At 67.4% G+C, this 20,695-nt stretch carries 21 protein-coding genes; 12 read left to right on the top strand and 9 right to left on the bottom strand.

Features of this window, described 5'->3' with window-relative positions; genetic code table 11:
- Nucleotides 1–182: 182 nt before the first annotated feature.
- Nucleotides 183–839, top strand: coding sequence for a LuxR C-terminal-related transcriptional regulator (locus ACZ7HQ_RS07130; protein ID WP_470985833.1), 657 nt, complete (start codon nucleotides 183–185; stop codon nucleotides 837–839).
- A gap of 44 nt (nucleotides 840–883) precedes the next feature.
- Here ACZ7HQ_RS07130 and ACZ7HQ_RS07125 read toward each other — a convergent pair whose 3' ends face one another.
- The gene (locus tag ACZ7HQ_RS07125) at nucleotides 884–2,305 is read right to left on the bottom strand and encodes a tyrosine-type recombinase/integrase (RefSeq protein ID WP_470985831.1); all 1,422 of its coding nucleotides are present in this window, start codon (nucleotides 2,303–2,305) and stop codon (nucleotides 884–886) included.
- The gene (locus ACZ7HQ_RS07120) at nucleotides 2,274–2,744 is read right to left on the bottom strand and encodes a helix-turn-helix domain-containing protein (protein WP_470985829.1); all 471 of its coding nucleotides are present in this window, start codon (nucleotides 2,742–2,744) and stop codon (nucleotides 2,274–2,276) included. Before ACZ7HQ_RS07120 ends, ACZ7HQ_RS07125 begins: the two co-directional genes overlap by 32 nt.
- A 136-nt stretch (nucleotides 2,745–2,880) precedes the next feature.
- Here ACZ7HQ_RS07120 and ACZ7HQ_RS07115 point away from each other — a divergent pair, with 136 nt between their 5' ends.
- The 6 genes from ACZ7HQ_RS07115 to ACZ7HQ_RS07090 all read left to right on the top strand — a co-directional run bounded on the left by ACZ7HQ_RS07115 (nucleotide 2,881) and on the right by ACZ7HQ_RS07090 (nucleotide 7,729).
- Nucleotides 2,881–3,063 (top strand): helix-turn-helix transcriptional regulator, encoded by a 183-nt coding sequence (locus tag ACZ7HQ_RS07115; protein WP_470985826.1) that lies wholly within the window; start codon nucleotides 2,881–2,883, stop codon nucleotides 3,061–3,063.
- Nucleotides 3,064–3,128: 65 nt separating this feature from the next.
- Nucleotides 3,129–4,358: an AAA family ATPase gene (locus ACZ7HQ_RS07110; protein WP_470985823.1), complete on the top strand. Its 1,230-nt coding sequence runs from the start codon at nucleotides 3,129–3,131 to the stop codon at nucleotides 4,356–4,358.
- Between the two features lie 158 nt (nucleotides 4,359–4,516).
- Complete coding sequence (locus ACZ7HQ_RS07105) at nucleotides 4,517–4,882, top strand: hypothetical protein (protein ID WP_470985821.1); 366 nt, start codon at nucleotides 4,517–4,519, stop codon at nucleotides 4,880–4,882.
- A 181-nt stretch (nucleotides 4,883–5,063) separates the two neighbouring features.
- Nucleotides 5,064–5,405: a hypothetical protein gene (locus ACZ7HQ_RS07100; RefSeq protein WP_470985819.1), complete on the top strand. Its 342-nt coding sequence runs from the start codon at nucleotides 5,064–5,066 to the stop codon at nucleotides 5,403–5,405.
- Nucleotides 5,406–5,692: 287 nt separating this feature from the next.
- Nucleotides 5,693–7,090, top strand: a complete 1,398-nt coding sequence (locus tag ACZ7HQ_RS07095; protein ID WP_470985817.1) for a phage major capsid protein — start codon at nucleotides 5,693–5,695, stop codon at nucleotides 7,088–7,090.
- Between the two features lie 3 nt (nucleotides 7,091–7,093).
- Entirely contained in the window at nucleotides 7,094–7,729 is a 636-nt protein-coding gene (locus tag ACZ7HQ_RS07090) for an HK97 family phage prohead protease (RefSeq protein ID WP_470985815.1), read from the top strand.
- Between the two features lie 741 nt (nucleotides 7,730–8,470).
- On the opposite strand, the gene ACZ7HQ_RS07085 is transcribed toward ACZ7HQ_RS07090, so the two are convergent.
- A complete protein-coding gene (locus tag ACZ7HQ_RS07085) occupies nucleotides 8,471–8,674 on the bottom strand; it encodes a DUF7848 domain-containing protein (RefSeq protein WP_470987117.1) in 204 nt (67 codons plus the stop codon).
- Nucleotides 8,675–9,189: 515 nt separating this feature from the next.
- On the opposite strand from ACZ7HQ_RS07085, the gene ACZ7HQ_RS07080 reads away from it, so the two are divergent.
- A complete protein-coding gene (locus ACZ7HQ_RS07080) occupies nucleotides 9,190–10,062 on the top strand; it encodes a helix-turn-helix domain-containing protein (RefSeq protein WP_470985812.1) in 873 nt (290 codons plus the stop codon).
- Nucleotides 10,059–10,247: a DUF397 domain-containing protein gene (locus ACZ7HQ_RS07075; RefSeq protein ID WP_470985809.1), complete on the top strand. Its 189-nt coding sequence runs from the start codon at nucleotides 10,059–10,061 to the stop codon at nucleotides 10,245–10,247. Before ACZ7HQ_RS07080 ends, ACZ7HQ_RS07075 begins: the two co-directional genes overlap by 4 nt.
- 489 nt (nucleotides 10,248–10,736) lie before the next feature.
- Here ACZ7HQ_RS07075 and ACZ7HQ_RS07070 read toward each other — a convergent pair whose 3' ends face one another.
- Entirely contained in the window at nucleotides 10,737–10,928 is a 192-nt protein-coding gene (locus tag ACZ7HQ_RS07070; protein ID WP_470985806.1) for a hypothetical protein, read from the bottom strand.
- Between the two features lie 153 nt (nucleotides 10,929–11,081).
- Here ACZ7HQ_RS07070 and ACZ7HQ_RS07065 point away from each other — a divergent pair, with 153 nt between their 5' ends.
- The 3 genes from ACZ7HQ_RS07065 (at nucleotide 11,082) to ACZ7HQ_RS07055 (ending at nucleotide 16,015) form a co-directional block, all read left to right on the top strand.
- A complete protein-coding gene (locus ACZ7HQ_RS07065) occupies nucleotides 11,082–12,377 on the top strand; it encodes a ribonuclease D (protein ID WP_470985804.1) in 1,296 nt (431 codons plus the stop codon).
- Nucleotides 12,378–12,668: 291 nt separating this feature from the next.
- Nucleotides 12,669–13,889: a thiolase family protein gene (locus ACZ7HQ_RS07060; RefSeq protein ID WP_470985803.1), complete on the top strand. Its 1,221-nt coding sequence runs from the start codon at nucleotides 12,669–12,671 to the stop codon at nucleotides 13,887–13,889.
- A complete protein-coding gene (locus tag ACZ7HQ_RS07055) occupies nucleotides 13,886–16,015 on the top strand; it encodes a 3-hydroxyacyl-CoA dehydrogenase NAD-binding domain-containing protein (protein ID WP_470985801.1) in 2,130 nt (709 codons plus the stop codon). Before ACZ7HQ_RS07060 ends, ACZ7HQ_RS07055 begins: the two co-directional genes overlap by 4 nt.
- A 61-nt stretch (nucleotides 16,016–16,076) precedes the next feature.
- On the opposite strand, the gene ACZ7HQ_RS07050 is transcribed toward ACZ7HQ_RS07055, so the two are convergent.
- The 5 genes from ACZ7HQ_RS07050 to pgsB are packed head-to-tail and all read right to left on the bottom strand — an operon-like array spanning nucleotide 16,077 to nucleotide 20,690.
- On the bottom strand, nucleotides 16,077–16,469 hold the full coding sequence (locus tag ACZ7HQ_RS07050) for a hypothetical protein (protein ID WP_470987115.1): 393 nt from the start codon (nucleotides 16,467–16,469) through the stop codon (nucleotides 16,077–16,079).
- 10 nt (nucleotides 16,470–16,479) lie between these two features.
- Nucleotides 16,480–17,496, bottom strand: coding sequence for a PLL family lectin (locus tag ACZ7HQ_RS07045; protein ID WP_470985800.1), 1,017 nt, complete (start codon nucleotides 17,494–17,496; stop codon nucleotides 16,480–16,482).
- A 46-nt stretch (nucleotides 17,497–17,542) separates the two neighbouring features.
- Entirely contained in the window at nucleotides 17,543–18,595 is a 1,053-nt protein-coding gene (locus ACZ7HQ_RS07040) for an NlpC/P60 family protein (RefSeq protein WP_470985799.1), read from the bottom strand.
- Nucleotides 18,596–18,633: 38 nt separating this feature from the next.
- Nucleotides 18,634–19,116 carry a poly-gamma-glutamate biosynthesis protein PgsC/CapC gene (locus tag ACZ7HQ_RS07035; RefSeq protein WP_470985796.1) on the bottom strand — a complete coding sequence of 161 codons (483 nt, stop codon included), beginning with the start codon at nucleotides 19,114–19,116 and terminating at the stop codon, nucleotides 18,634–18,636.
- The gene (gene pgsB / locus ACZ7HQ_RS07030; RefSeq protein ID WP_470985794.1) at nucleotides 19,113–20,690 is read right to left on the bottom strand and encodes a poly-gamma-glutamate synthase PgsB; all 1,578 of its coding nucleotides are present in this window, start codon (nucleotides 20,688–20,690) and stop codon (nucleotides 19,113–19,115) included. The genes ACZ7HQ_RS07035 and pgsB overlap by 4 nt, the downstream gene beginning before the upstream one ends.
- Between the last annotated feature and the right edge of the window lie 5 nt (nucleotides 20,691–20,695).

Raw genomic sequence — 20,695 nt, 5'->3', positions numbered from 1 at the left:
GCCGACTCGATCTTCGGATGATCGATCGCGTGTCCGAATTGCGCAGATTGTTACTCACTAGATCGTGATCATTCTCTAAAGGCGGCCGAGTTTGCTGCCGAAGACGACTGTGACCTTGAAAGCACGGTTCGTCCCGGCTTCCTCCCCCCAAGCCGGCCCCGTCCCCCCACCCAGGAGGCCTGGTGTCCGTTCTCCTCGAGCAGCCCGCAAGCCTGGTCGCCTACCGCCCGAACAAGCCGACCGCCATGGTGGTCGTGGCCGACCCGCGCGTCCGCTCCACCGTCACCCGCCATCTGTGGGCGCTCGGCGTGCGCGATGTCATCGAGGCGTCGTCCGTCGCGGAGGCCCGCCCCCGCATCGGCAACCCGCGCGACATCTGCGTCGCCGACGTCCACCTGCCCGACGGCTCCGGCCTGACCCTGCTGTCCGAGACCCGCGCCGCGGGCTGGCCCAACGGGCTGGCGCTGTCCGCCGCCGACGACATCGGCGCGGTGCGCAACGCCCTGGCCGGCGGGGTCAAGGGGTACGTCGTCACCGGCACCCGTACCAACATCGGCCTGCCCTCCCGGCCCGGCGCCGCTCCTCTCGGCGCCACCCGGATGCACCGCCGCCCCCCGGGCGCCCCGAGCCACCCGGGCGGCTACCGCGAGCTGTCCGGACGCGAGGTCGAGGTGCTGCGGCTGGTCGCGGAGGGCCAGTCGAACAAGGCGATCGGCGTCTCGATGGGCCTGTCCGCCCTGACCGTCAAGAGCCACCTCGCCCGCATCGCCCGCAAGCTGGGCACCGGCGACCGGGCCGGCATGGTGGCCGTGGCCCTGCGCACCGGGATCATCCACTGAGCCGTCCGGAGCAGCGGACGGCTCACTCACGTGAACCGCACCTTTCACCGGCCTGACTGGTTTACGACCCTCCGACGCCCGTCGACGGAACGTTCCGGCGACGGGTGCCGTCCACACACGGATACCCTTGAACTGTGTGCATCATTGCTCTCACCTGCACCTTTCAGGGTGTTGGAGGGGGTGGCAGGGCACATCGGGGGCACATCGCCTAGGACTGCCTCTACGGCGGCCCTGGTGGTGTCCTCGTCGTCCAGCCAGAGATGTGCGTACGTGTCGAGCGTGATCGACGGCTTCGAGTGGCCGAGCCGCTTCTGAACCGTCTTCACGGATTCGCGATGCTTGATCAGCAAGCTTGCGTAGTAGTGACGGAGGCTGTGCATGGTGGCCCCATCGGGCACCCTGGTCTCCGCCTCTGCGGCCTCAAGCGCCTTGTTGGCACGAGAGACCACTCCGGCCCATATTCGGGCCCAGGGAGAGCGCTGAAAGGGTCGCCCTACCGAGTTCGGGAACACCAGCGTTGCCATGCGCGGCACCGGCTTGCGCGGGTCCGTCCGGTCCCAGACTTCCACCTCCTTGGCTGGGTGCTGGGCGAGATACGCGGCCACAGCTTCCACGGCAGCCGCAGCGACGGGCACCGTCCGCACCGACTCGTGCGTCTTGGGTGGCCCGATGTAGAGGCCCGCGCTGCCCTTCCTGGTGATGTTGCAGAGCTGCTGCTCTACGCGAACTTCACGGCGCAGAAAGTCGATGTGGTGGAGTTCTAGGCCGAACAGCTCGCCCTGTCGGAGCCCAGAGGCAGCGGCCAGGAAGATCAGCGCTCGCTCCCTCGGCGTGGATCCAGCATCGATGAGAGCGCGCACCGCCGCATCACTGGGCGGAACGATCTCCGTACGGGGTCGCTTCGGCAGCCTCACTCCCGTGCACGGCGAAGCCTTGATGATCCCGTCCTCGACGGCCACGGACATCACCGTCTTGATAACGCTGTACGTGTTCTTCAGGCTCACCCACGCCAGAACCTCGGAGCGGTCCTTCATCCACGCCCGGATCTCGGACGGCTTGAGATCGCCGATAGGCCGGCTGCCCAAGGTGGGGTAGATGTGATTTTCCAGCCGCTGACGGACGCTGTCAGCCGTGGTGAGCCGGTGTATGGCGTTCGCCCGCCACCGCTCCGCGACATCCTTGAACGTCTCCCTCCCGGCGGACCGGTCGATGTACTCGCCCCGGTTCAGGTCGGTCTCGACAGCCGCCGCGCGGGCGTCCGCCTCCGGCTTGCGTGTGAAGTTCTCTTTCCGCTGGATCCCCTGGGCGTCCCGGTAGCGAACCTGCCACCGCTTGCCCTTGCCGTGGTCGGCTGACGGGACGAGCTTGCGCGTCTTGCTGGTGTGCTCCGCGCAAGGCTTGTCGTTGGCTGCCGGACGGGATTTGTGCCACCGGTCAACTACTGCGGCCATCTTGATCACCTCCATTCACGACGGCTTGCCCTTGGGGTGCGGGCTGAGAGAAGACGGCCATCCGCTCAAGTGCTTCGCCTGTCAGGTATGGCTGGTTCAGCGCGAGAAGCTCCAGGCGACTGGACGGGGCACTCTGCATGCCTTCGATGTGTAGATCCGTCTCGCCGCGCATCCAGAGCCAGGCAAGGTCCCAGCCGCCCACCACGGCCAGACGAGGGGCGAGCCGCACAGGGCCGCCCTGTGGGTCCTTACGCGGAAGCATCAGCGTGACCGGCGAGACGTTGAGTGCGGCGGCCAGGGCTACCAGTTCGTCAACCGTCACGCGGCGCCCCTGTTTCTCGATCTTGGTGACGGTTGATGCCGTCATAGGGATTCCGAGGTCCGATACCTCCTTGGCGAGTTGCTCTGTCGTCTTGCCGCGCACTGCTCGCATCAGGGACAGGTTCTCGGCCACGCGGGACCCAATGGGACCTGCCTTGCTGTACTTCCGCTCATCTGCCACACAGGCAGAATAGAACCCACTCTGGACGAATGCAAGCCCGCATGGCAGAATGGGCTGAGAACTTACAACTGAATGAAGGGAGCGGGAGATGCAGCAGCCCCCCGCGCTGGCCACCCCGCCGGACGTCGCCGCCTACCTCGGCGTGCCCGTACAGACGCTCGCCCAGTGGCGCTTCCTCTCGAAGGGCCCCAAGTCGATCAAGGTCGGACGCCACGTCCGGTACCGCTGGTCAGACGTCGAGGCGTGGCTGGACAAGAACGCCGCCGCCTGACAACAGACGAATGCCCTCGGCTACAGCACCAGCCGAGGGCATCGTTACAACTGAAAAAGGTTTTCATGACCAGCATACCACCCAACATCCTCCACTACCTGGCCGAACGGGGGGCTGACGACCCGGCAGCTGCCGACCAGATCCGCAGGGAGTTGACGCCGGAGCAGGCCACCCAGTTCGACCAAGTCCTCAACGTGGCGCAGTACCTTCGCGGCCAGGAGAGGGGCCCTGGGTTCGCCGTCCAGTCGCTGGCCGACGTCGCCGACGAGGTGGCAGCGGCAGGCGCCCCGCAATGGCTGTTCCGGCCCGTCATCGTCGCCGGTGACTACGGGATCCTGTCGGCGGAGAAGAAGGCCGGGAAGACGTGGGCGACCCTCGACGCAGCCGTCTCCTGCGCAGCCGGCGGGGCATGGCTCGGCCACTACCCGACCGGCGCCAGCGGCCCCGTCATCGTGTTCTACGGAGAAGGCGGCAAGCGGAAGCTGCTCCGCCGGATCCACGCCATCGGCGCGGCCAAAGGCCTTACCCGCGACGAGGTGAACGCCCTCCCGATCTTCCCGGAGTTCTCGGCGCCCAAGCTCGGCAACCCCGGCGACCTGGAACTGATCCGGCTGGCCATCGCGGAACGGCGGCCAGCACTCGTGATCGTGGATCCGCTGTATCTGTCCGCGTCCGGTGCCAGCGGCAGTGACCTGTACTCGATGGGCGCACTCCTCAACGGCGTCCAGAAGATCACGCAGGCCGCTGGGACGACGCTCCTGATCAGTCACCACTGGAATAAGGGCGGGACAGGCAACGGGCATGATCGCAGCTCGGGAGTCGGCCCGGCCGAATGGGGTCGCTTCCTGATCTCCGTGGCCGCGACCAGTAAGAGCACCGACCCGGTAACCCGCGAGACAACGGCCGTACTCAAGTGGTCGTTCGCGGGTGACGAGATCGCCGACGAGGAGACGACATTCATCCGCCGCGTACGGGCCGACAACCCCGACGACCTGAACAGCGACATGCAGTATGCGATCAGTGTGAGTGAGACCCTTAGCGAGGCCGGGACGGACGACGGATTCAGCCCTGCCGAAAGGAAGACACTCGCGGTACTGCGCTCCGACCAGGCCCTGACGGTGAAGGCGATCGGTGATCTGATCAAGGAGAAGTTCGGCCACGGGCTGACCCGTACGACGATCTCCGAGGCCCTCAACAAGATGGCCAGAGGGGGTGTCGCTGATCAGGTTGGGGGTGTCGGACCCGGCCAGCAGAAGACCTGGATCCTCCTCAACGACATCAACGCAGGTCAGTAGGGGTGTCGGGGTGTCGCGACGCGTCGGACGACACCTGGTGAGGGGGGTGTCGTCGGCGTCGGACCCCCTATAAGGGTCCGCCGTCCGACACCCTCACCCGACAGCTACACCGAAGGCGAAGGTAATAAGGCTTCGGTGAAGACCAAAGGCTAAGGCCCTTGCCCGGTCTGGTCGGCTCAGGGTCCGTCTCCGCTCAACATCAACAAGTGAAACAAATGTTTCAGATGTTGATCAGCCGCTCGAACCCACAACTGAACACAGGAAAGATCATCGTGAACGCAGCCCAGCGCATCAAGATTCAAGCCGAGATCGATTCGGCATGGCTGAACCTCTCCGAGGATGACCGGTACCGGCTCCGCGTCGCCGGGGCAATGTCCGGCCAGAACTTCGTGATCTTCACGCCCGAAGGCGACACGATCACCATGTCCTACGGCGGGGAAGTCTTCGGCGCCGTCGACCGGTCGCTGTTCGATGAGCCCGACGGGCGGTACCAGCCGCAGGACGCCCCCGACGAGGCCCAGTAGTGGAGCCGGCCGACCCCTACCCCGATCTGCTCCCTGTGGCCGTGTGGACGGACTACAGGAGGCGATTCAAGCTCCCTCAGCTGTCCTGCCTACTATGCGACGGACACGGCCTTGACGGCCAGCACGACCCGGCTTGCCCTTACCGGCCGCCGCTGATCAACAACTCAAGAGAGGCAACAACATGAACGACCGCGACGACAACACCACCGGTCCCGACGGCATGCCAAGGCTCGCCGACCTTACGCCGCTCCAGAAGAGGAAGCTGGCGCTCGTCCCGCGCGTCGCAATGCGCTACTTGCCCGAGGACCCGTGGAAGCAGTCTCTGAGGGCCCGGGACGCCGCCGGACAGCTGGACGTGAGGATGCGGCGGGAGGGCGCTGTGGTGTTCTTCCACGTCGATGGTGAGGACTTCGCGTCGGCCGAGTACGACTGGATCATGGACGATTCGATCACCGCGTTCCCCGGAGGCCGATGGGTCTCCACTGCGATCCCTGATCAGATCCCTGATCCGTGGACGGCGTAGTGTAGAGGTAAAGGCCCTCAGTTACTAGACTGGGGGCCTTCCTCTATGGTAAAATTTCAAACAGAATGCCGAGTTAACTGGCAATACGCTTCGGCGGTGAGGACGGGGTTCTCACGGGAGCGCGCCGGTAACTTTGATCGCTGCGGTTGAGCGCCGGTTAGTGCGCCCCTTCGATCAGAGGCTCTACATCACCACGTCTGGAAGATCGCCTGGCGGGGACCAATTGGTCCCAAATACGAGGCTTGATCTCCGGACTTTCCCTCTGTATCGAAGAGAGACAACTGAAAATGGAAAACCGCAACATCGACAGCATGACCCTGGACGAGGTCCGCACCGCCCTGCAAGCCATCCACGACGGCGCAGAAGGCCGCGACCTCACCGACGACGAGCAGAACCGCTGGAATGCCCTCACGGCCCGCGAAACGACCGCTCAGGCCTCCCAGGACCGCGTCCGCCGACTCGCCACCGACCCCCGCAACGTGGAGCGCCACGACACCGGCACCACCAACAGGACGGCCGCCCCGACGGAACGCGATACCGCGATGCGGCACCTCGAATCCGCCGTCCGCTCGAACGTCATGGACGCCGGATCCGCCGAACGCGTGGAAGCGCTGATGGACGCTCGTGAGGGCGGCTCTCTCGCCACACGGTGGGCTGCGGCAGGCTCCGACCCCAACTACCTGTCCGCGTTCTTCAAGGCCCTCAGCGGCGAACGCGGGCATCTTCTGTGGTCGCCGCAGGAGGCCGACGCCTACCGCGCCGTGGAGTCGGTCCGCGCTGAGATGCGTTCCATGCAGGCTGGTGTGACCACGGCTGGTGGCTTCCAGATCCCCACAGTGATCGACCCGGCCATCAGGATCTCCTCGGACGGCTCTGTCAGCCCGATCCGGCAGCTTGCCGAGGTGCGCCGCGAGGTCGGTCAGGAGTTCCGGCCGGTGACCTCGGCGCACGTCACGAACCAGTGGTCGGCTGAGTCCGCTGAGGTGCCGGACAACTCTCCGACCCTCGCGTCTCCCTCAATCAAGGGGTTCAAGACGACGAGCTTCGTGCCGTTCAGTTTCGAGTATCAGTCTGCGTCGTTCGGCGGGGCTATCGCTGATCTGACTCGCCTTCTGGTCGACGGATACGACCAGTTGACCGCTGAGGCGTTCCTGAACGGTAACGGTACTTCGCAGCCTCAGGGTCTGTGGACGGGCCTCAACGGCACCTCCTCGGAGCTTTCGCCGGCTGTCGCGGAGACGTTCAACGCCAACGTCGACGTGTACTCGGTTCAGAACGATCTTGCCCCGCGTTTCCAGTCGAACGCGGTATGGCTGGCCAACATCGCCACGATCAACAAGCTGTCCGAAGCTGAGACGGCAAATGGCTCGCCCCGATACCCCCGTGTCGGTGACGCCGATCCGGTCCTGCTCCGTAAGCGGCTCTACGAGTACTCGAACATGCGTGGCGTAAGCGATATCGACACCGCCGCGACCGCCGACAACCCCGTCTTGATCTATGGGGACATCGCGCGCTGCTACACCATCGTGGACTTCGCCGGCTCGACGGTTGAGCTGGTGCCGCATCTCGTCGGCGCCAACCACCGGCCTACCGGCGAACGCGGGCTTCTGATGTGGTCCCGCGTCGGTGCCGGTGTCGTCATCGCCAACGCTGCAAGGGTCCTGAACGTCGCTACGGCGGCATAGCCCATGGCAGCACGCTGGGAAACGGGCGGTGTGGAAGAGCGCATCGCCCGCGACTTCACCGAAACCACCGGTGACGGTCGCACACTGGTCGGTTACGGGGCGGTGTGGAACAGCCCAACTCTCATCCGTGAGGGCGGAGTTCAGTTCCATGAGCGGATCGCCCCGGGCGCCTTCGCGGACTCGCTGAGCCGGCGAATGCCCCAAATGATGTTCAACCACGGCAGGGACAGTCGGATCGGCTCCCTCCCGATCGGGGCCGTTCAGGTCGCCCGCGAGGATGGCAGGGGCCTTTACGTGGAAGCACAGCTCTTTCGTTCGGAAGCTGCGGAAGCGGTGCGTGAGGCGATTCAGGCTGGCGCGATCACAGGCCAGAGTTTTGCCTTCCGCGTGACCGCCGAGTCGTGGGAAGACAGCAACGGTCGCGCCGTCAGTACGAACGACGCCATGAACAGACTGTACCGAGGTGACGACATGATGCGCACGCTTCGTGCCGTCGACCTGCGTGAGGTTGGCCCTGTCACGACGCCAGCCTACGAAGCTACGTCGGTCGGCGTCAGGTCTGGTGCTGTGCAGCACGCCATGAGTCCTGGTGCCCGTGCCTCGTACCTCCGAACCCTGGTGCTGCGCAGCCTCTCGTAGCACCAGAAGTCAGGTGCCGATCCTCGCCTGACTGCGACAGCCTGTGACCACGGTTCCTCTGCGCCGATAACTGTGGTCACAGGCTTTGTCGTATCTGCATCATCGAATGCATTCGCACTTCATCATCGTTCGTCGCAAGCAATAACAACAATCAAGCGAACTCGAAGATTAATCGAAGCGACTTCAGCCGACAATTGGAACCGACCGAGCGAAGCATTTCCTTGTGCCGAACCGCGAATTGCGCTTGAGTCGACGCGTGAATTGAAATTGAAGCCAGCGCGAAAGTCTCGCACCTCGACCGCGACGCCAGCCGAATTCACGACGCCACGCAGGCTGGAATTCAGGAAAGGTTGAGCCGCGAAAAAGGAATTGCGCCGACGTGAATTCGAATTCGGGTACCTGGGGGCATATCGGCGACGTGATCCACTGGGCCGCTGCGACCCCCGCCCCTTGTGAAAGCTTCTCTCTCCGCTCGAAAAAATTCCACGGATGATCAAGGTCGCTACCTTCGATGCAGGTCAGAGACCCCGTTGACATCCAGGAAGGCAAGGTTGAAGGGTCGTTTCGCCTTCGAATTCTGAAAATGAGGCCGATGGTCGCCCCTGGGTCGTCGGCTGCTCGCTTTCCACCTGATTCGCCCGAACCGAATTCCTTTTATCGACGCCGGCGAGCGCCCGTCCGACCCGAATTCCGGGCCTCGACGCCGTGAATTCGGACGGCAATTCCCCCGTTATTGGCCGCCTATTCGGCGCGCACGACGAACGCCGTCCAGCTGGCCGTCCGCTCGAATTGGGTGTGACCGGAAAGCCCCGTATGTTTCAGGCATGCGAGGTCGACGGCTCTTGCGTCACCTCGTGATGCTAACCACCCACACCCTCGGCATTTCGCGTTATGCAATGGCGGCATATCAGGGTGGCAGCAAATTCGGTGCCTAACGTAGCGCATTACAGAGCGAGTCACGGTGAGGGCTCCTTCCCTGTCGACAGCATGGCCGCTGCCAGACGCATGGCGACAGCGGCCGGGATCACGCCCACGTGTACGTAGGCCCCGCCCCTCCTGGTCACCATCGGCTGAAGGCTGGCCGAGACTCGTTCCGGTACATCAAGTGCCACAAGGGCTTTGCGGAGTGCCTCCGTCGCGTCCGTGGCCGCTTCTCTACCGTCCCGATACGTCTGCATGTCCATCAGCAGTGCCCCCCTGCATGGTTGCGGATCTCATCGGCGTGCCGTGCTGCCACCGTGATATCCCCAGCCTGCCGGGCCGTACACAACTGCTTCCACTCTGTCGCGCAGGCACCGCAGCCTCGCACTGGTGCACAGTCCAACAACCAGGCAGTTGCCCCGACGGGCAGATCGATCGGGCGTCCCTGGGTGGTCTGCTGCTTCATGGCGGGGGGTGCTCCAAGCCTTGGGGGGAGATTGCTGCTTTCTGCCTCCCAACCCTGGGCGCCCGGCGCTACGGTGACTACCCGCGACGACTTCAATACCTGGGGTTTGAAGATGCCTCCCAAGGAACTGGACCCGACGGCGTCCCTCGCGCACTTCCTGGGCGCCAAGGTGCGGAAGCTGCGTACCGAACGTTGCTGGAGTCAGGCAGAGTTGGGCAAACGGGTCTTCGTCGCGGGCAACCGCATCGCGCAAATCGAACTGGCTACGGACCCGCCCAACCGGGCCTTGATCGAGCAGTTAGACCAGGTCTTGGGCGCGGCCGGCGAGCTGATCGACCTGTGGCACCTCTACAGCCAGCAAGCGAACGTCGAGGACTGGGCGACGGTGTTCCTGGCCCGTCAGGCGAAGGCTGTGCACATCGAAGAGTTCTCCAGCGGCGTGATCCCTGGTCTGGTACAGACTCCGGCGTATGCGCGCGTGCTGTTCGAGTCCGGCCAGATCTTCCATGCTGCCGAGGTCGATCTAGACGACGCGACAGCTACTCGCATCGGCCGTCAGCGGATCTTCGAGCGGGACGACCCACCATGGATGTGGATCGTGATCTATGAACCGGTCCTGTACGGCCGCGTAGGCGGCCCCGAGGTGATGGCCGAGCAGCTGGACCGGCTCCTAGTCATGGGCGCCCAGGAACGCGTTCACGTGCAGGTGTTGCGCTACGACAAGGTGGCGCCCGCCGCGCTAGGCGGCAGCCTGACCGTTCTCACGATGCCGGGCGGGGAACAACTCGCTTACACCGAGGGCATCCGAGTGGGCAGAATGACTGATGACGCGGGCGAGGTATCCCGCCAGAAGGTACTTTACGATCAACTTCAGTCCCTGGCTCTCGACCCGCACGAGTCGGCGGCCCTGATCCGTGACGTCATAGAGGAGCGCTGGAAGCAGTGAGCAGCACCGTTCCGAACTGGCACAAGTCGTCCTACAGCAGCGCCAGCCAGGACAACTGCGTCGAAGTGGCCACCAACCAGCCAGCTGCCTACATCCGCGACACGAAAGATCGTGACAGGGGCTTCCTGGCCGTCCACCCCGAAGCATGGTCGGCGTTCGTCGCCCACGTCGGCCAAGAGGACTGAACGCAAGGAGGAGCCTCGGGACGCCACGCGTGTGTAGGCGTCCCGAGGCTCCTCCCCCGTGATCATCTTATCTGTGGGCTCTAGATCTCGCGGCCCGCGTCATCCTCCACTGTGATCTTGAATCTATCCCGTAAGTGCGCTGGCGCTGTTGCGTCTAACGTCGCTTGAACCTGCGTCTCGACGTCGCCCGCGAGCCAAACACCTAGCGTGACAGGAGGCTCACTGAACCTGCTGCCCCGGAAGTGCCACCACACCCCCCGACTAAGCGTACGAGCTGGCGCATAGGTCTCCGAGAGTGCCTGTAAGACCCGGCTGGCGGAGTTCCAGTCGTCGTCACTCTCGGCGACCATTCTCACGTCGGTGAGACTCATTGCGCGTTCTCCTCCTACTAGCGTTTTGGTGCCTCAATCAACGCTAGTAGGACGGCCAAGACGTCGCCTTCCGGTACGCCCCCGCTCCTCAGGGACGTGACCACGCCGACGGCAGGCTTTAGCGGCGGGCGTCCATCTGTCGGTGCACCCGGTTCAGGAGGCGGTGGAGCTGACGGCGCTCGTGACGGTCGACTGACTGCTGGTAGAGGGCTCCGATGACGACGGACAGGCCTTCGAGGCCTTCGGTGTCGCTCTGCGGGATGACCCGGCGCAGGCTGGTGACGAGGCTGTTCGGGAGGGTCCTGGTCACTTTGACCACTTCTTTCGGGGGCACTCGGAGGGCACACGGGTGGGGGAAACGACGAGAATCGGTGAGACTCGCTGTGACGTGTTTTGGCTGGTCACGGAACCAATTGCGCGAACCCGCAGGTCAGGCATCCGGCTGGGCGGATACCCTTGACAGGTGACCGACGCCCAAGACACCGCAGCAGACAGCTCCCTGCGCACCACCGGAGGCACCCCTCCGGACGACGCCGGATCTTCTGTGACGGGGGCGCCGACACCGCTGCTCGAACCCCGCGAGGGCATCCCGCCCGTCGTCGCCGACGAGACCGCGCTCGCCGAAGTGATCGCCGCCTTCGCCGCGGGCTCCGGCCCCGTCGCCGTCGACGCCGAGCGGGCCTCCGGCTACCGCTACGGCCAGCGCGCCTATCTCGTGCAGCTGCGCCGCGAGGGTGCGGGCAGCGCGCTGATCGACCCCGTGGCCTGCCCCGACCTGTCCGGGCTCGGCGAGGCCCTGTCCGGCGTCGAGTGGGTGCTGCACGCGGCCACCCAGGACCTGCCCTGCCTGCGCGAGATAGGCATGGTCCCGACCCGGCTCTTCGACACCGAGCTGGCCGGCCGGATCGCCGGGTTCCCCCGGGTCGGCCTCGGCGCCATGGTCGAGAGTGTCCTCGGTTTCGTCCTGGAGAAGGGTCACTCCGCCGTCGACTGGTCGACCCGGCCGCTCCCCGAGCCGTGGCTCAGGTACGCCACACTCGACGTGGAGCTCCTCGTCGACCTGCGCGACGCCCTGGAGAAGGAACTGGACCGGCAGGGCAAGCTCGACTGGGCCCTGCAGGAGTTCGACGCGATCGCGGCCGCCCCGCCGGCCGAGCCGAGGAAGGACCCCTGGCGGCGGACGTCCGGGATGCACAAGGTGCGCAGGCGCCGGCAGCTCGGTGTCGTACGGGAGCTGTGGGAGACGCGGGACCGTATCGCGCGCCGGCGGGACGTGTCGCCGGGCAAGGTGCTCAGCGACGCCGCCATCGTGGAGGCGGCGCTCGCCCTTCCGGCCAACGTCCACGCGCTCGCGACGCTGAACGGGTTCGGGCACCGGATGGGGCGGCGGCAGCTGGAGCAGTGGCAGGCGGCGGTGGACCGGGCCAGGGCCCTGTCCGAAAGTGCGCTGCCGCAGCCGGGCCAGCAGGTGACCGGGCCCCCGCCGCCGCGGGCATGGGCCGACAAGGACCCCGCCGCCGCGGTTCGTCTGTCCGCGGCCCGGGCGGGGATCACCGCCCTTGCCGAGCGGCTCAGCCTGCCGCAGGAGAATCTGGTGTCCCCGGACACGGTCCGGCGTATCTGCTGGGAGCCGCCGAAGGTCGTCGACGCCGGGTCCGTTCAGGGCGCTCTCGCCGGGTACGGCGCACGGCCGTGGCAGGTCGAGCTGGTGGCGCCGGTACTGGTCGAGGCACTGTCGGCCAAGGGCGCGGGCGCCTAGGGCCTGTCCGCCGGTTCATGCCGGAGTCGCGGGGCCTGGTCCGCCGGACAGGCCCTGGCCCGCGCTGCCCCGCCGCACATCCACGCGGCCCCGTGCCCTGCCGGGGCGCCGGCCGGTGTGACGAGATCAAGCCATACCGCGGCACCACCGGGCCACGTCCCCGGTGTGACCTTCGCCGCTCCCTCCGCCAGGACTGTGCAGCTACGTTACCCACAAGTAGCATGAGCCTGAGCGCGCGCTCAGCGTGCCGCGCAGCAGTAGTGCCACCCCGCACCCTGGAGGAGAGCCATCGTGCCTCGTACCGTCAGGGACGTCGTCTTCGTCGACGGCGTCCGCACCCCGTTCGGCAAGGCGGGCCCGAAGGGCATCTACCACGAGACCCGTGCCGACGACCTCGTCGTGAAGGCGATCCGGGAGCTGCTGCGCCGCAACCCCGGCCTGGACCCGAAGAAGATCGACGAGGTCGCCATCGCCGCGACCACGCAGATCGGTGACCAGGGTCTGACCCTGGGCCGTACCGCCGGAATCCTCGCCGGGCTGCCGCAGTCCGTGCCCGGTTACTCCATCGACCGCATGTGCGCCGGCGCCCTGACCGCCGTGACGACCACCGCCGGTTCGATCGCCTTCGGTGCCTACGACGCCGTCATCGCCGGTGGCGTGGAGCACATGGGCCGCCACCCGATGGGCGAGGGCGTGGACCCGAACCCGCGGTTCGTCTCCGAGAAGCTGGTCGACGAGTCCGCCCTGTTCATGGGCATGACCGCGGAGAACCTGCACGACCGCTACCCGCACATCACCAAGCTGCGCGCCGACGAGTACGCGGTGCGCTCGCAGGAGAAGGCCGCCAAGGCGTACGCCAACGGCAAGATCCAGCAGGACCTGGTGCCGATCTCGGTGCGCCGGACCAACCCCGAGGGCGGCGAGACCGGCTGGGGTCTGGTGACGGCGGACGAGCCGATGCGTCCGGGCACCACCCTGGAGAACCTGTCGGGCCTGAAGACGCCGTTCCGCGTCCACGGCCGGGTCACCGCCGGTAACGCTGCCGGTCTCAACGACGGTGCCACCGCGTCGATCATCGCGAGCGAGGACTTCGCCCGCGAGAACAACCTGCCGGTCAAGATGCGGCTCGTGTCGTACGCCTTCGCGGGCGTCGAGCCGGAGGTCATGGGCTACGGCCCGATCCCGGCGACGGAGAAGGCCCTCGCCAAGGCGGGCCTGTCCATCTCCGACATCGGCCTGTTCGAGATCAACGAGGCCTTCGCCATCCAGGTCCTGGCCTTCCTCGACCACTACGGCATCGCGGACGACGACGAGCGCGTCAACCAGTACGGCGGCGCGATCGCCTTCGGTCACCCGCTCGCCTCCTCCGGCGTCCGTCTGATGACGCAGCTGGCCCGCCAGTTCGAGGAGCAGCCGCAGGTCCGCTACGGCCTGACCACCATGTGCGTCGGCTTCGGCATGGGCGCGACGGTCATCTGGGAGAACCCGCACTTCGACGGAGGCGACAAGTGAGCACCACCGCTGAACTCCTGAAGGGCGCGGCAGAGCTGTTCCCGGACGAGGTCGTCACGCAGGCGCACGTACGCCACTTCGACCTGCCGTCGGGCGCCGGCCGCTTCGCGCTCATCACGCTGGACAACGGCCTCGACCACACCAAGCCGACCACGTTCGGCCCGGCCTCGCTGGCGAACCTCAACGCCGCCATCGACCAGGTCGAGAAGGAGGCGGCCGAGGGCGGGATCGTCGGTGCCGGCATCACCGGCAAGCCGTTCATCTTCGCGGTCGGCGCCGACCTCAAGGGCGTCGAGCTGCTGAAGGAGCACGAGCACGCGCTCGCCATCGGCAAGGGCGGCCACGAGGTCTTCAAGCGCCTGTCCCAGCTGGCCGTTCCCACCTTCGCCTACTACAACGGCGCGGCGATGGGCGGCGGCGTCGAGGTCGGTCTGCACTGCACCTACCGGACCGTCTCCAAGGCGATCCCGGCGTTCTCGCTCCCCGAGGTCTTCCTCGGACTGGTCCCCGGCTGGGGCGGCTGCACCCTGCTGCCGAACCTGATCGGCGCCGACAAGGCCGTCTCGGTCATCATCGAGAACTCCCTGAACCAGAACAAGCAGCTCAAGGGCAAGCAGGTCTTCGAGCTCGGCATCGCCGACGCGATCTTCGAGGGCGCCGACTTCCTGGAGCAGTCGCTGATCTGGACCGCGCAGGTCCTCAAGGGCGACATCGAGGTCGAGCGCCCGGTGATCGACCGCGGCGAGGGCTGGGACCAGGCCGTCGCGAAGGGCCGCTTCATCGCGGACTCCAAGGTGCACGGCGCGGCCCCGGCCGCCTACCGCGCCCTCGACATCATCGCGGCCGCCAAGAACGGCGATCTGCAGCAGGGTTACGACGCCGAGGACCAGGCCCTCGCCGACCTGATCATGGGCGGCGAACTGCGCGCCGGTATCTACGCGTTCAACCTGGTGCAGAAGCGCGGCAAGCGTCCTGCCGGTGCCCCGGACAAGAACCTGGCCCGCCCGGTCACCAAGGTCGGTGTCGTCGGCGCCGGTCTGATGGCCTCGCAGCTCGCGCTGCTCTTCCTGCGCCGCCTGGAGGTGCCGGTCGTACTGACCGACATCGACCAGGAGCGCGTCGACAAGGGTGTGGGCTACGTCCACGCCGAGATCGACAAGCTGCTCGGCAAGGGCCGCATCAACCAGGACAAGGCCAACCGCCTCAAGGCGCTGGTCACCGGTGTGCTGGACAAGGCGGAGGGCTTCTCCGACGCCGACTTCGTCATTGAGGCCGTCTTCGAGGAGATCGGCGTCAAGCAGCAGGTGTTCGCGGAGGTCGAGGCGGTCGCCCCGGCGCACGCGATCCTCGCCACCAACACCTCCTCGCTGTCGGTGACGGAGATGGCGTCGAAGCTCCAGCACCCCGAGCGGGTCGTGGGCTTCCACTTCTTCAACCCCGTGGCGATCCTCCCCCTCCTGGAGATCGTCCGCGGCGAGAAGACCGACGACGCCTCGCTGGCCACGGCCTTCGCCGTCGCCAAGAAGCTGAAGAAGACCGCGGTCCTCACCAAGGACGCCCCGGCGTTCGTCGTGAACCGCATCCTCACCCGCTTCATGGGCGAGATCCAGAACGTCATCGACGAGGGCACCCCGGTCGAGGTCGCCGAGAAGGCGATCGAGCCGCTCGGTCTGCCGATGTCCCCGCTGGTGCTCCTGGAGCTGGTCGGCCCGGCGATCGGCCTGCACGTCTCGGAGACCCTCAACCGGGCCTTCCCGGACCGCTTCACGGTCTCCCCGAACCTCGCGGCCGTCGTCAAGGCGGGCAAGCGCGGCTTCTACGTCTACGACAGCGGCAAGCCGGAGCTGGACCCGGAGGTCGCCGCGCTGCTCAAGCAGGGCGATGTCGTCCTGACCGAGGAGCAGGTCCGCGCCCGTGTCCTGGACGCGGTGGCGCAGGAGATCGGTCTGATGCTGGACGAGGGCGTCGTCGCCGAGGCCCAGGACATCGACCTCTGCCTGATCACGGGCGCCGGCTGGCCCTTCCACCTGGGCGGCATCACGCCGTACCTGGACCGCGAGGGTGTCTCGGAGCGCGTGAACGGCAGGAAGTTCCTGGCTCCGGGCATGGCGAGCGTCCCGGCGTAACGCACCGCGTACGGTCGTACGACGCCCGGCACACCGTGTGGTGTGCCGGGCGTCGGCGTTCTCAGGCCCCGGCCCGGCGGCCGTCCTCGACGTGGACGACGTGCAGCTGTGTGCCGTCCCGGTCGCGCCGGGAGCGGCCGAGGATGCCGACGGCCAGGTGCGAGGGATCGGCGGAGTCGTCCAGCGGGACGAAGGTGACCACGTCCGGGTGGTGGCCGGTCACCAGCCAGCCCTCGCCGTTGTGCAGTTCCAGCACCCGGAAGTCGCCCGCGGGGCCCCCGACCCGTACCGGCCCGAACTCCCGCAGGATCCCGGTGGCCTGGGCGGTGAGGTCCCCGGTGGGGCGTGCGAGCACCACGCACGTGCCGTGCTCGAACAGCACCCACGTCTTTCCGGTGCCGGCCAGCAGACGCCGCCAGGCGTCGATGAGAGTCTCGGTGTCCACGCCGGCCATCATGGCGCACTCACACCTGCCGCCATGCCTCCAGCGCCAGGCCCGGCTCGTTCTTCCGCCGGGTCAGCAGGAGTTGGCCGGTGGACGGGGCCAGCGTTGCCGCCGCCACCCGGCCCTGCGCGTCCGTCGTCACGGACACCGTCGCGTCCACCGGCAGCCGCGGGCCCGACTCGGTCCACCAGGCGCCCGCCGACTCCAGTTCGGTCGGGTAGGCGGCGAAGGCGACACGGCCGCTCGCGGAGCGCTGGGCGAGCAGGGTGCAGTCGTGGCCGTCGAGGTCGCAGCGGACCGCCGAGACCGGGCCGGAACCGGCCGCGGGCAGCAGGGTGACCGGCTTGCTGCCGGGGCGCCAGGCGCACAGGTCGCCGCCCGGGTCGGTGTAGAAGACGGTCGTGCTGTCGGGGGACGTGGCGAGGGCGTGGAGGCCGCCCGGGCCTACCGGGGTCCGCAGGGACTCCGCCAGGACCGGCTCGGCGGCCGGTTCCTCCTGGCGCCAGTACAGGATTCCGTCGGGGACGGCCGCGTACAGCTCGACACGGCCGGACTCCCCCGTCACCGCCGCCAGACCGTCCCGGACGTTCTCGCCCTTCAGGTCCCGCCAGGCCTCCCAGCCGCCCTTCTCCTTCTGGGTGAGCAGCCGCACCCCGCCCCGGCCGTCGGGCACGAAGACATGGGCACGGCCCTCGGCGTCGACGGCGACCGCGGGGGTGCCCGTGCGGTCGCCCTTCTTCAGGGGGTGGCCGATGGGGTTCCAGTCCAGGGCGGCGAGGCGCGGGCGGAAGTGGGTGGAGTGCACCAGGCCCGACTCGCCCTTGACGGTGGGCCGCCAGGAGACCAGATGGGCGTAGCCGTCGGCGCCCCGGCCGACCGCCAGGACGGGGTGCAGCTTCTGGTCGCCGCCGACGGTGCGCGGGGCGGTCCAGGAGCCGCCGGGCTCGCGCTCCGCCCGGCACCGGACGACGTCACCCGACATCTGGTAGACACTGAGCCGGCCGTCTCGGCCGCGCAGGAGCCAGTCGCCGTTCACCGGTTCACTCTAAGCCGTGGGCCGGCGGCGGCCCCCGCCCGCCCGCTCACAGCCGCTTCGCGCTGCGGAACAGCTTGGCGTAGAAGCCGTCGCCGTCCAGGCGCGAGACACCGCCCTGGTCACCGATGGTGGGTCCGTTCTGCTCCTTGCGGCTGGAGATGAAGACCTTGTGGCCCTCGGTGTCCGGGCCCAGGTAGATCGCGGAGTGGTCCATGTGGTTGGCGGTGCGGTGGTCCATCTTGAAGAACAGCAGGTCGCCGGGCTGCAGGACGTCGATGTTCTGCGGCCGTACGTACCAGGGGCTCGGGCCCTGGATCTTGATGATGTCCACGCCCTCCTTGCCGCGGGCCATGCCGTCGGCGGTGCGCGGCAGTCCGTCGCCGTGGTCGTTGTCGGACATCAGCGGGTAGCGGGCCCGGTAGCCGTAGACCAGGCGCAGATAGCCGGAGCAGTCCACGGCGCGCAGGCGGTCCTGCTGCGGGTACTGGGTGACGCCGTCCCGGAAGGTGTACGGGATGCCCAGGTAGTCGTAGAAGTCGGTCTGTTCGGCGCGGTCGACGCCGTCGGCCTTGAGGGGCCCGTAGGTGGCGTGCCCCGCGTACTGGACGCCCTGGTCGTCCTTCTTGGCCGGCGCGCCCACGATGTACTGGAAGGCGAACGCGAAGACGTCGTCCTCCTCGCTGCCGTAGTACTGCTTGAACCAGTCCTTGAACCACTGCTGCTTCTCGGCGCCCTTGGTCCAGGTCTCCGGCATCAGCCGGACCCAGTCGTCGGTGACCACCTTGGTGGTGGTGTTGACCGGTTCGGTGAAGGTCCGCGTCGGGCCCTTGAGGGTGGCCGTGCGGGCGCCGTCCGTGAAGGTGGCGATGACCGCGCCCTTGCCGTCGCGCAGCACCGAGCGCGCCGGGTTGTTCAGCCGTTCCCAGGTCTGTTTGCCGGTCGCCTTGCCCGAGCTGTTCAGGTTCTCGGTGATCGTCTGGGCGGCCGGGAGCTTCGCCTGCTCGTCCTTGCGCAGTTCGTAGGTGAAGTAGGCACTGCCCGCGAGCAGCGCCAGGACCGTCACCGCGTGGACGACGGGGCGGCCTTTGCGCTTCGGCATGGTGGGGGCTCCAGGAGTTGCGTCGGGTACGGACGGGTTCAGGCGGTCGGCATGGCGCCCAGGAGGATGCCGGCGGTCAGGACCACGTAGGTGGCGAGGGAGACCGACGCGACGGACAGCAGGGTCGCGCCCTTGGGCTGGCGGACGAGCTGGTAGCCGATCAGGCCGGGGACGATGAAGCCGAGCGTCTGGTTGGCGTACAGCAGCGGGAACTCCATCTGCAGCACGATGATCACGGTGGCCTGGATGAGCACGCCGCTGAGCACGACGGCCGCGAAGAGCCGCTTGCCGTACAGGATCACGAACTTCTGCAGGAGCAGCGTGGCGAGGTACGTCAGCACGGTGACGCCGACCACCAGGGCGGCCCGCTGGAGGTCCTCGATGAGGGTGAGCGCGAGCCAGCCCGGGGTGATCATGCCGCCCGGCGACAGATTGGTCGTCAGGTAGCACATGAGCGAGAACATCAGGCCCAGGCCGATGCCGATCGCGGCGATCTCGGGGGTGAGGACGGAGGGGATCAACGCTGTTCTCCTGGGCTGTGCCACTGCTGGCTGTCGTCGGCGGAGGGCTGGGGCGGGACGCGGGGTTCGAACAGGCCGCGGGACCCGGGCTCCGGGACCTGTGGTGCGGACTGCTGCCGCGTCCAGGTGTCGTGCCCGTACGCCGGGCCGTACTGCGCCCCGTCCCCCTGTTCTTCGTGCGGGTACGGCTGCCGGGCGTCGCGCTGGACGGGGAGCTGAGGGACGTACGGCTGCTGGTGCTGCGCGTACCGTGCCTCGTACGCCTCCGGGTAGCGCTGGTAGGGGTCGATGCGGGGCACGTACAGCTGCATGGTCTCGACGTGCTCGACCACGGCGGGGGCCGCGTCGGCGCGGCCGGCCGGTGCCGCCGCGGCGGCCGGCTCGTCGGCGCTGTCGTCCGGCGGCAGTTCGGCGAGGTGTTCCAGCAGGATCTCGCCCTGGCCGTGGATGTTGCCGATCGCGACCATGGACGAGTCCGGGCCGAGCATGTCCAGCATCCTGCCCATGAACTCCTCGGGGTCGCGCTTGTCGCCGCCGAGGTCGACGGCGCGCGAGCGGTACTCGGCGGGGATGGCGTCGATGGCCGACTTGGCCGGGTGCCCGATGACGAAGACCCGCTCGGGGTCGAGGTCGGGGATGATCTCGCCCATCTGGCCGTTGCGTTCGACGCGGTCGGGGCGGCAGTTGATGACGACGTTGAGCGGGCGGTGGATGGCGCCGAGGTCGAGCAGCTGGTTGATGTTCATCAGCGTCGACTCGGGGTCGTTGGCCGCGAACACGTTGGCGAAGCGCAGCTTCTTGCCCCCGGGCGTCCGGTAGCGCTCGACGGAGAGGACACCGGGGTCCGGCGGCGCGTCGTACATGCCCTGCAGGGCCGTCTCGCGGTCCACGCCGAGGAGTTCGGCGACGGCGAGGGCGATGGCCACGTTCTCCTTGAAGGTGAACCAGCTGAAGCCGCGCAGCTCCTCGTCGGTGACCGTGTCGGGGTCGGCGTAGATGAGTTTGCAGTTCCGGGCGTCCGCCTCCTCCTGGAGAATGTGGAAGCGGTCCTTCTCGGCGGTGACGCAGATGCCGTCCTCGGGCATCGAGCGGCACAGCGAGCGCGCCACGTCGTCCAGGGTGGGGCCCATCTCGGCGAGGTGGTCCTCGCGGACGTTGCACAGCACACCGATGGTGGAGCGGATCAGCTTGGACTGGTTGATCTCCTGCAGGGCCGGCATGACGGCCATGCACTCGATGACCAGCGCGTCCGGCTTGTACGCGGCGGCCCGCCGCACGATGCCGATCTGCTCGACCACGTTGGCGATGCCGAACTTGCGGTAGACCGGCTCCTCGGTGGCGTCCGGGTGGATGAAGCGGGCGGCGGTGCCGGTGGTCTTGGCGACGGTGACCAGGTCGCCGCCGCGCAGGGCGCCCGCGCACAACCGGGTGATGGAGGACTTGCCGCGGATGCCGTTGACGAGGACCCGGCTGGGGATGTTCTCCAGGTTGACGAAGTGCCGCCGCTGTTCCACGACGCCCGCGGTGACCATTATCGCGCAGCCGATCAGCAGCACGGTGTAGAGGAAGAGCACGGGTG

Source organism: Streptomyces sp. NPDC037290 (genome assembly GCF_055603245.1).
The sequence above is the reverse complement of the archived record's forward strand: the minus strand, read 5'-3'. Positions and strand labels throughout refer to the sequence as shown.

Excerpts from the sequence above, each read along its gene's own strand:
- ACZ7HQ_RS07110 (WP_470985823.1), top strand. The coding sequence starts at position 3,129 with ATGACCAGCATACCACCCAACATCCTCCACTACCTGGCCGAACGGGGG.
- ACZ7HQ_RS07095 (WP_470985817.1), top strand. The coding sequence starts at position 5,693 with ATGGAAAACCGCAACATCGACAGCATGACCCTGGACGAGGTCCGCACC.
- ACZ7HQ_RS07050 (WP_470987115.1), bottom strand. The coding sequence starts at position 16,469 with ATGGCCGGCGTGGACACCGAGACTCTCATCGACGCCTGGCGGCGTCTG.
- ACZ7HQ_RS07040 (WP_470985799.1), bottom strand. The coding sequence starts at position 18,595 with ATGCCGAAGCGCAAAGGCCGCCCCGTCGTCCACGCGGTGACGGTCCTG.
- ACZ7HQ_RS07100 (WP_470985819.1), top strand. The coding sequence starts at position 5,064 with ATGAACGACCGCGACGACAACACCACCGGTCCCGACGGCATGCCAAGG.
- ACZ7HQ_RS07090 (WP_470985815.1), top strand. The coding sequence starts at position 7,094 with ATGGCAGCACGCTGGGAAACGGGCGGTGTGGAAGAGCGCATCGCCCGC.
- ACZ7HQ_RS07115 (WP_470985826.1), top strand. The coding sequence starts at position 2,881 with ATGCAGCAGCCCCCCGCGCTGGCCACCCCGCCGGACGTCGCCGCCTAC.
- ACZ7HQ_RS07085 (WP_470987117.1), bottom strand. The coding sequence starts at position 8,674 with ATGCGCTACGTTAGGCACCGAATTTGCTGCCACCCTGATATGCCGCCA.
- ACZ7HQ_RS07125 (WP_470985831.1), bottom strand. The coding sequence starts at position 2,305 with ATGGAGGTGATCAAGATGGCCGCAGTAGTTGACCGGTGGCACAAATCC.